1 protein-coding gene is annotated in these 541 nt (G+C 64.5%); it reads left to right on the forward strand.

Annotated elements, in window-relative coordinates; genetic code table 11:
* The coding region (locus IFS44_RS21725; protein ID WP_192100231.1) for an SDR family NAD(P)-dependent oxidoreductase at window positions 1–541 on the forward strand (541 nt) is incomplete at both ends.

Here is a 541-nt window from a genome sequence, read left to right on the forward strand (position 1 = left end):
GAAGGTGCGGTCGTCATCGTCACCGACATCGATGAAGCAACGGGAGCGGCAACAGCGGCTGAAATCGGGTGTCGGTTCGAACCGCTTGATGTGCGCGAGGAAGCTGACTGGTTGCGGTTGGCTGGTATCGTTCCCGTAGCCGACGTGGTCGTCAACAATGCTGGCGTGACGGGGTTCGAAGCGGGCATGACACCGCACGACCCGGAACACGCCAGCTTAGCGGACTGGCGCGACGTACACCGGGTCAACCTCGACGGGACGTTCCTCGGCTGTCGCTACGCGATCGGCGCGATGAAGGCTGCGGGGGCCGGTTCGATTATCAACATATCCTCCCGCTCGGGACTAGTCGGCATCCCCGCCGCTGCGGCGTATGCCTCGTCCAAGGCGGCGATCCGCAACCACAGCAAGACGGTCGCGCTCTACTGCGCACAACAGGGCTGGAAGATTCGCTGCAACTCGGTCCACCCGGCCGCCATCCTCACGCCGATCTGGGAGCCAATGCTCGGCACCGGTCCCGATCGGGACGCCAAGATGCAGGCGG

Source organism: Sphingomonas sp. CFBP 13706, from assembly GCF_014842355.1.
Taxonomy (GTDB): Bacteria; Pseudomonadota; Alphaproteobacteria; order Sphingomonadales; family Sphingomonadaceae; genus Sphingomonas; species Sphingomonas aerolata.